The organism is Trebonia sp. (assembly GCF_049794275.1).
Taxonomy (GTDB): Bacteria; Actinomycetota; Actinomycetes; order Streptosporangiales; family Streptosporangiaceae; genus Trebonia.
On record NZ_JBARCR010000134.1, the window covers coordinates 1 to 7,575 of the forward strand.

At 69.6% G+C, this 7,575-nt stretch carries 10 protein-coding genes; all 10 read left to right on the forward strand.

Annotation, left to right across the window (positions count from 1 at the left end; translation table 11 throughout):
- Nucleotides 1-206 (forward strand): IclR family transcriptional regulator domain-containing protein (locus WA805_RS03720; protein ID WP_425241649.1); only part of this gene is annotated, 206 nt, incomplete at its 5' end.
- A 143-nt stretch (nucleotides 207-349) separates the two neighbouring features.
- Nucleotides 350-1,531, forward strand: coding sequence for a Re/Si-specific NAD(P)(+) transhydrogenase subunit alpha (locus WA805_RS03725; RefSeq protein WP_422276236.1), 1,182 nt, complete (start codon nucleotides 350-352; stop codon nucleotides 1,529-1,531).
- Complete coding sequence (locus WA805_RS03730; protein ID WP_422338483.1) at nucleotides 1,509-1,877, forward strand: NAD(P) transhydrogenase subunit alpha; 369 nt, start codon at nucleotides 1,509-1,511, stop codon at nucleotides 1,875-1,877. The genes WA805_RS03725 and WA805_RS03730 overlap by 23 nt, the downstream gene beginning before the upstream one ends.
- Nucleotides 1,874-3,286 (forward strand): NAD(P)(+) transhydrogenase (Re/Si-specific) subunit beta, encoded by a 1,413-nt coding sequence (locus WA805_RS03735; protein WP_422325611.1) that lies wholly within the window; start codon nucleotides 1,874-1,876, stop codon nucleotides 3,284-3,286. The genes WA805_RS03730 and WA805_RS03735 overlap by 4 nt, the downstream gene beginning before the upstream one ends.
- Nucleotides 3,287-3,480: 194 nt before the next feature.
- On the forward strand, nucleotides 3,481-3,861 hold the full coding sequence (locus tag WA805_RS03740) for an ATP-binding protein (protein WP_422284784.1): 381 nt from the start codon (nucleotides 3,481-3,483) through the stop codon (nucleotides 3,859-3,861).
- Between the two features lie 66 nt (nucleotides 3,862-3,927).
- Nucleotides 3,928-4,749 carry an STAS domain-containing protein gene (locus tag WA805_RS03745; protein ID WP_422275552.1) on the forward strand — a complete coding sequence of 274 codons (822 nt, stop codon included), beginning with the start codon at nucleotides 3,928-3,930 and terminating at the stop codon, nucleotides 4,747-4,749.
- Nucleotides 4,749-5,102, forward strand: coding sequence for an STAS domain-containing protein (locus tag WA805_RS03750; RefSeq protein WP_422275554.1), 354 nt, complete (start codon nucleotides 4,749-4,751; stop codon nucleotides 5,100-5,102). Before WA805_RS03745 ends, WA805_RS03750 begins: the two co-directional genes overlap by 1 nt.
- Nucleotides 5,102-5,497 carry an ATP-binding protein gene (locus tag WA805_RS03755; protein WP_422339407.1) on the forward strand — a complete coding sequence of 132 codons (396 nt, stop codon included), beginning with the start codon at nucleotides 5,102-5,104 and terminating at the stop codon, nucleotides 5,495-5,497. The genes WA805_RS03750 and WA805_RS03755 overlap by 1 nt, the downstream gene beginning before the upstream one ends.
- Entirely contained in the window at nucleotides 5,485-6,501 is a 1,017-nt protein-coding gene (locus WA805_RS03760) for an ATP-binding protein (protein ID WP_425241650.1), read from the forward strand. Before WA805_RS03755 ends, WA805_RS03760 begins: the two co-directional genes overlap by 13 nt.
- Nucleotides 6,498-7,575, forward strand: a 1,078-nt coding sequence (locus WA805_RS03765; RefSeq protein ID WP_425241651.1) for a histidine kinase dimerization/phospho-acceptor domain-containing protein, incomplete at its 3' end; no start/stop codon positions are given. The genes WA805_RS03760 and WA805_RS03765, both read left to right, overlap by 4 nt.

Consider the following 7,575-nt stretch of genomic DNA (forward strand, 5'->3'; position numbering starts at 1 on the left):
TCGCCTCGGTGTCCGCCCCCGTCCGCGGCGCGGGTGGCAAGGTGCTCGCCGCCATCTCCGTATCGGGCCCGATCGAGCGGCTGACCCGGTCGCCAGGGCGGCTGCACGCCGGGGCGGTCGTCGCGGCTGGGGATAAGGTAAGCGACCTGCTCAGGACGGAGGCGAGCGCCGGGTCCCTGTCTGCGCCGGGCACCAACAACACTTAAGCCGGCTTGTGACGCGCATCTCGTTAGCGAAGCGTACGGCCTTTGGTCCTACCGCTCACGGGCCACCGCGGTTTAGGGTCGAAACGCGGTTAAACCGCGCAGAACAGCGAAGCATGGGGTGCCTATATGAGAAGGTCACACCGATGAAGGTGGCTGTCGTTAAGGAGAGCGCGCCCGGCGAACGGCGCGTCGCCGTGGTCCCTGAGACCGTGCCGCGGCTGACGCAGGCCGGTCTCGAGGTGCTGGTCGAGCAGGGTGCCGGAGACGGCGCCTGGTTCCCTGACAGCGCCTACAGCAAGGCCGGGGCGAGCATAGTCAAGACCGATGACCTGTACGCGACGGCGGACGTCATCCTGACGGTGACCAGGCCAGACGAGACACAGGTCGGCAGGCTCCTGGCCGGCCAGACGGTGATCGGCATGCTGTCGCCTCTCATCGAGCCCGCGCTGGCGGCGACCCTCGCGGGCAAGGGCGTGACCGCGATCTCCCTGGACGGGCTGCCGCGCACGCTGACCCGCACCCAGGCGATGGACGCGCTGTCGTCGCAGGCGAACGTGGCCGGCTACAAGGCCACGCTGATCGCGGCCGGAGCGTACGGCAGGTTCTTCCCGCTGCTGATCACCGCCGCGGGCACGGCGCGGCCCGCCAAGTTCCTCGTGCTCGGCACCGGGATCGCCGGCCTGCAGGCGATCGGCACCGCGCGGCGGCTCGGCGCCCAGGTCAGCGGCTACGACGTGCGGCCCGCGTCCAAAGGCGAGGTGGAGTCGCTCGGCGCCACGTTCATCGAGCTCACGGCCGTCAGCGACGGCGCCGGCCAGGGCGGCTACGCCCGCGAGCTGACCGCCGAGGAACGCCAGGCCCAGCAGGCCGAGCTGACCGCGCACATCGCGCGGCACGACGTGGTGATCACCACGGCGCAGGTGCCCGGCCGCAGGCCGCCGCTGCTCGTCACCGAGGACGCGGTGAAGGCGATGGCCGCCGGCTCGGTGATCGTGGACATGGGCGCCAGCGCACTCGGCGGCAACGTCGCAGGATCGGTGCCCGGCGAGACCGTGGTGACGGAGAACGGCGTCACGATCATCGGCGCGCAGAACCTGCCGTCGAGCGTGCCGACCGCCGCGTCCAACGCCTACTCGCGGAACATCTCCGCGCTGCTGCTGTCCATGGTCACCGACGGCGCGCTCGTCATCGACCCGGCCGACGAGATCCAAGCCGGGGTCGTCGTCGCCCATGACGGCCAGGTCGTGCACCCGGCCGTGGCGAAGCTGCTGCGTCCCGCCGACCGAACCGGAGGAGCCGACGATGTCGACCGCGCTGGTAACTGACCTGACCATCTTCGTGCTGGCGCTGCTTGTCGGCATCGAGGTCATCGGCAAGGTGCCCGCGACCTTGCATACGCCGCTGATGTCGGCGGCCAACTCGATCCACGGGATCGTCATAGTGGGCGCGCTGCTCATCGGCCTGACCGCGCACAACGCCGTCGGCTACATCCTCGCGTTCGTGGCCGCGTTCTTCGCCGCCGCGAACGTGGTCGGCGGCTACGTGGTCACCGGCCGGATGCTGAAGATGTTCCGCCGCAAGGCCGCACCCGCGCCGGCCAAGGCAGCCCCAGCGCCCCAGCCGGCCGAGGCCGCCGGCGGGGCGGAGCAGCGGGAGAGCGTGCGGTCATGACCACTTTCACCAACAGCATCCAGCTCGTCTACGTGCTCGCGGCCGCCTGCTTCGTCGTCGGCCTGCACCTGATGAACTCGCCGGCCACCGCCAGGCGCGGCAACCAGGTGTCGACGGCCGGGATGGTGATCGCGGTCATCGCCACGCTGGTCCTGCTGATCCACGAAGGCACCGTCACCGCGGTCGGCTGGACCGTGCTGATCGTCGGCGCCCTGCTCGGCGCGGCGGCCGGCCTGTGGTCCGCGAGGACCGTGCAGATGACCGCCATGCCGCAGCTCGTGTCCATGTTCAACGCGGTCGGCGGCGGCGCCGCGGCGCTGGTCGCGATCTACAGCTACATCCACGACGAGTCGGCCGCGGGCGGCGTGCTCGGCAGCACCACGGTCTTCACGGTGCTCGACGTGCTCATCGGCTCGGTGACGTTCACCGGGTCGCTGATCGCCGCGGGCAAGCTCCAGGGCCTCATTACCGGCTCGCCGGTGCTGATCAAGGGCGGCCGGGCGATCAACCTCGCGCTCGTCGTCGTGGCGCTGGGGTCGGCGGCGTTCATGCTGACCACGGCGAGCCTGCCCGCGCTGCTGCTGGTGGTGCTGGCCTCGCTCGCGTTCGGCGTGCTGATGGTGCTGCCGATCGGCGGCGCAGACATGCCGGTGGTGATCTCGCTGCTCAACGCGTTCACCGGCACCGCGGTCGCGATGGCCGGGTTCGTCATCCAGAACTGGGCGCTGATCATAGCCGGGGCGCTCGTCGGCGCCTCGGGCGGCATTCTCACCAAGCTGATGGCCGACGCGATGAACCGGTCGCTCGCCAACATCATGCTCGGCGGCTTCGGCACCGGTGACACTGCGGTCGCGGCGGTAGTGGCCGGCGACGCCCAGATCCGGTCGATCGCCGCCGACGACGCGGCCATCCAGCTCGCCTACGCCTCCAAGGTCATCATCGTGCCCGGCTACGGGCTGGCCGCGGCCCAGGCGCAGCACGGCGTCGCCGAGCTGGCGGCGCTGCTCGAGGACCGCGGTATCGAGGTCAGCTACGCGATCCACCCGGTCGCGGGCCGGATGCCCGGTCACATGAACGTCCTGCTCGCCGAGGCGAACGTGCCGTATCCCCAGCTCAAGGAGATGGATGAGATCAACCCGGAGTTTCCGCGGGCGGACGTGGCGCTCGTGATCGGCGCGAACGACGTGACGAACCCGGCCGCCCGCAGGCCCGGCTCGGCGATCTCCGGCATGCCGATCCTGGACGTCGACCAGGCGCAGTCGATCATCGTGGTCAAGCGCTCCATGGGCACCGGCTACGCCGGCATCGACAACGAGCTGTACGCCAACCCCAAGACCAGCATGTACTTCGCCGACGCGAAGAAGGCGGTCGCGGAGATGACGGCGGCGGTCAAGACGCTCGTCGGCTGAGGAGAATAAGTATTCAGAACGGACGCGTGGCGCTTCCCGTTCCCGCCGCTGCTGCCTTCGGTGGCATACGTGATACAGCGTTTGCCACCGGGTAACGAGGGAAGCACGTGCGTAGCCAGCACGGCTATGATCTGTCCCGGAAACCGATCTACCCGCGGCGAAAGCCTGACATGCCCTTCCTTTACAGCAATAACTTGTCGGAGGTACGCGCCCTGGCGGAACGACAGGCCAGGAAAGCCGGCCTGCCCGATGCCCGTGTCATCGACTTCGTGATCGCCGTCAGCGAGGTCGCCGCGAACACCGTCCGGCACGCCCATTCGACCGGGTCGATGGAGATCAGGTCCAACGCGACCGAACTCGTCTGCGAGATCCGCGATCGCGGGGTCATCACCGACCCGATGGTGGGCCGTCAGCCGCCGCCGCCCAACGCCTCAGGGGGGCACGGCCTGTGGCTCGTGCACCAGGTCTGCGACCGGGTCGAACTGAACTCCGACGAGAACGGGACAGTCGTCCGGCTGTACATGTCGCTGGGATCGGCCGACGGCGGCCGGGGACGTGAAGAGGCGGCTCGCTAGCCTGGCGATGTAGCCTGATGGCAGAAATCGCCGCTCCCTGGTTACTTACGCGTAGGATGCTCACCCATGGATGTTGACGGTACAAGCGAGCGCATGGCGGCATACCTGCGCGACCACCATGACAAGGTTGTCGGCCGCTGGACTGACCTGGTCGTGGCGGGGGTTCGCGGCCGGACGTCGCGGGAGGAAGTGCGACGCGAACTGGAAGACCTGTACGCGCTGATCGTGCGGGTGCTGTCCGGGGCGGACGAGCATGCCGCCGGCGAGCTGACGGCGACGCTTGACGAGCTGTCCCGGGGCCGAGCGCGAGACGGTTTCTCGCCCAGCGAGACCGCGATTGGCGTGTTCTCCCTCAAGGAGGCCGTCTACGAGCTGGTGGCCGACTCCGCCGACCTGGTGCCCGAGTTCTACTCGCTCTCTCGCATGGTCGACGACCTCGGGCTGCGCACCTTCGAGGCGTACTCTTCCGCGCGTGAGCAGATCATCGCCGACCAGTCCGCCGCCATGCTCGAGCTGTCCACGCCTGTCGTGCGGCTGTGGGACGGCATCATCGCGGTGCCGCTCGTGGGCACGCTCGACTCGGCGCGCACCCAGCTTGTGATGGAGAAGCTCCTCGACACCCTGGTGGCCACCGGCGCCGACCACGCGGTGATCGACATCACCGGCGTGCCGACGGTGGACACTGAGGTGGCGCAGCATCTCCTGAAGACGGTGAGCGCGGCGCGCCTGCTCGGGGCGGAGTGCACGATCTCGGGCATCCGGCCGCAGGTCGCGCAGACGATCGTGTCGCTCGGCATCGAGTTCGGCGACATCGCCACCAAGGCGACGCTCGCCGATGCGCTCGCCCTCGCGCTGCGCCAGGCCGGGCTGAAAGTCGTGCCCGCCTAATGGAACGGGTGCCGATCCTCAAGATCGGGGAAATCCTCTTCGTCTCCATCCAGATCGACTTGCAGGACGACAGCGTCATCCGCCTCCAGGAAGACCTGGCCGACGAGCTGGGCGCCACCGGAGCGCACGGCGTGCTCATCGACATCACCGCCGTCGAGATCGTTGACTCTTTCATCGGCCGGATGCTGACCACGATCGGATCGATCTCGCGGCTGTTCGACGCCGAGACGGTCCTCGTCGGCATGCGGCCTGCGGTGGCGATCACGCTCACCGAGCTCGGCCTGTCCCTTGGCGGTGTGCGCACCGCGCTTAACGCCGAGAAGGGCCTGGAGCTCCTGAACGGAAAGTCCTGATGGATGAGCTGCCCATCCAGTCAGGAGACGACGTGGTGCGCGTCCGCCAGTTCGTCAGGAACGCGGCGGCCGACAACGGGCTCTCCCTGGTGGACCAGACCAAGCTGGTGACGGCCGCGAGCGAGCTCGCGCGCAACACCCTGGTCCACGGGCACGGCGGCGCGGCCCGGGTGGAGGTCGTCAAGTCGGCCAACGGGCGGGTGGGTATCAAGCTCTATTTCACGGACGAAGGCCCCGGCATCCCCGACATCGAGCTGGCGCTCACCGACGGCTGGACCACGGGTACCGGACTCGGGCTCGGGCTGTCCGGCGCGCGACGTCTCGTCGACGAGTTCGAGCTGACCTCAAAGCCGGGCGCCGGGACCAGCGTCGTGGTCGTCAAATGGTCACGGTGAACCGGTCGCTGACCGCCCAGGCGCCCGGCGACCTGCGCTGGCTGCGGGTCGAGGATCCCAGCTCCGCCGCCGCCTGCCGCGGCGCCGCCCTCGCACTGGCGGCCCGGCTCGGGTTCCCCGCACACCGCGGCGACGAGCTCGCGCTCGCGGTGACGGAGGCAGCCTCCAACCTGCACAAGCATGCCCGCGAGGGCTCCATGCTGCTGCGGATCACCAGGGATGGCGACAGACCAGGGATCGAGCTGGTGACCATCGACGCCGGACCCGGTTTGCGTGACTCCGGCGCCGCGCTGCGCGACGGCCATTCCACCAGCGGCACCCTGGGCATCGGGCTCGGCGCGATCAACAGGCTCGCCGACTTCTGCGACCTGTATTCGGTGCCTGGCCATGGCACGGCGCTGGTGGCCAGGTTCTGGCCCGCGCCACGGGACTACGCCGTCCGCCAGGCCGGCCTGGTCCGGCCGATCGCCGGCGAGACCGACTGCGGCGACGTCTTCGGCGCGGCGGAGACCGAAGCCGGCGTGACCGGCGTGCTCTGTGACGGACTCGGCCACGGCCCGCTCGCCGCGACGGCCGCGGCGCAGGGGGTGGCCGCGGTCCTCGAGGACCCAGCGGCAGAACCCGCCGCGCTTGTCGAGCGCGCGCACCGCAGGATAGCCGGTACCCGCGGCGGCGCCATCGGCGTCGTCCAGGTGGCCGGCGAGGTCATCAGGTTCGCGGGCCTTGGCAACATCGCGGCGGTGATCCTGGCCGACGGCACCCGCCGGAGCATGCTCTCGGTACCGGGGATCGCTGGCCACCAGGCGCGGACGATCCGCCAGTTCGAGTACACCGCTCCGCGCGGCGCGGCGATCATCCTGCATTCTGACGGCATCAGCACCCGCTGGGAACCGGGGGCCCTCCCTGGGCTGAACGCGAGGGACCCGCTCGTCATCGCCGCCGCGCTGCTCGCGGAGGCCGGGACACGCCGCGACGACGCCGGCGTGCTGGTGCTCAAGCCATGACAGACGATGAGTTCGCGCACCTGCACGTCCGGGACCTGCCCGGGGTCTTCGCCGCGCGCCGGCTCGGCCGCGAGCTGGCCGCCGGGCTCGCCCTTGAGCAGCAGGATCAGGTCCGGGTCGCGACCGCGCTCAGCGAGATATGCCGCAGCACGGTCACCGCCGGGCAGACCGCTGTCATCGCGTTCGGGGCGGACCAGGCCAGCCTGGTGGTCACCGTCACGGTCGACGGCGAACCGCCCAAGGACGGGATGGTCGCGGCGACTCGCCTGATGGACACCGTGCAGGCCAGGGGAAAGCTCATCCGGATGACCAAGCGGCGCCCGCCGCACATCGCGCCGGACAAACGCGTCCTCCGCGAGCAGCTAGCGGCCCTGGTGCCCGAGTCGTCGCTTGAGGAGCTGCGACGGCAGAATCAGGACCTCATCGCGGCGCTTGACGACGTCACGCAGCAGAAGGAACAGCTGCTGCTGCTCAACGCCGAGCTCCAGGAGACCAACCGCGGGGTGATGGCCCTCTACAGCGAGCTGTCGGACGAACTCGAGCAGACCAACAGGGGCGTCGTCGCGCTCTACAGGGAACTCGACGAGAAGTCCGAGGAGCTGCGCCTCGCCTCGGAGTCGAAGAACAGGTTCTGGGCCAACCTCAGCCACGAGCTGCGGACGCCGCTGAACTCAATCCTGGGGCTGACCAGGCTGCTCGCCGAACCCGGCGGCGGGCTCGGTCCCGAGCAGCTGTACCAGGTGGGCCTGATCAGGAACTCGACGGGCACGCTGCTCACCCTGGTCAACGACCTCCTCGACGTCGCCAAGGCGGAGTCGGGGCAGCTCGTCATCGAGCCGTCGGAGGTCAGCCTGCCGGCGCTGCTCGCCGCGCTGCACGGCCTCGTCAGGCCGATGGCGGAAGACAAGCCAGTCACCGTAGTGGTCAGCGCCGACGGCGTGCCCGCTACCATCCTGACCGACGAGATGGCGCTGACCGCTATCCTGCGTAACCTGCTGTCCAACGCCATCAAGTACACCGACAGCGGAGAGGTGCGGCTTTCCGTGGGTACGTTTCCCGACCGGGTCGAGATCC

Bases quoted from the DNA above. Each gene is read 5' to 3' on its own strand.
- WA805_RS03730 (WP_422338483.1), top strand. From the start codon at position 1,509: ATGTCGACCGCGCTGGTAACTGACCTGACCATCTTCGTGCTGGCGCTG.
- WA805_RS03745 (WP_422275552.1), top strand. From the start codon at position 3,928: ATGGATGTTGACGGTACAAGCGAGCGCATGGCGGCATACCTGCGCGAC.
- WA805_RS03760 (WP_425241650.1), top strand. From the start codon at position 5,485: ATGGTCACGGTGAACCGGTCGCTGACCGCCCAGGCGCCCGGCGACCTG.
- WA805_RS03750 (WP_422275554.1), top strand. From the start codon at position 4,749: ATGGAACGGGTGCCGATCCTCAAGATCGGGGAAATCCTCTTCGTCTCC.
- WA805_RS03735 (WP_422325611.1), top strand. From the start codon at position 1,874: ATGACCACTTTCACCAACAGCATCCAGCTCGTCTACGTGCTCGCGGCC.
- WA805_RS03725 (WP_422276236.1), top strand. From the start codon at position 350: ATGAAGGTGGCTGTCGTTAAGGAGAGCGCGCCCGGCGAACGGCGCGTC.
- WA805_RS03755 (WP_422339407.1), top strand. From the start codon at position 5,102: ATGGATGAGCTGCCCATCCAGTCAGGAGACGACGTGGTGCGCGTCCGC.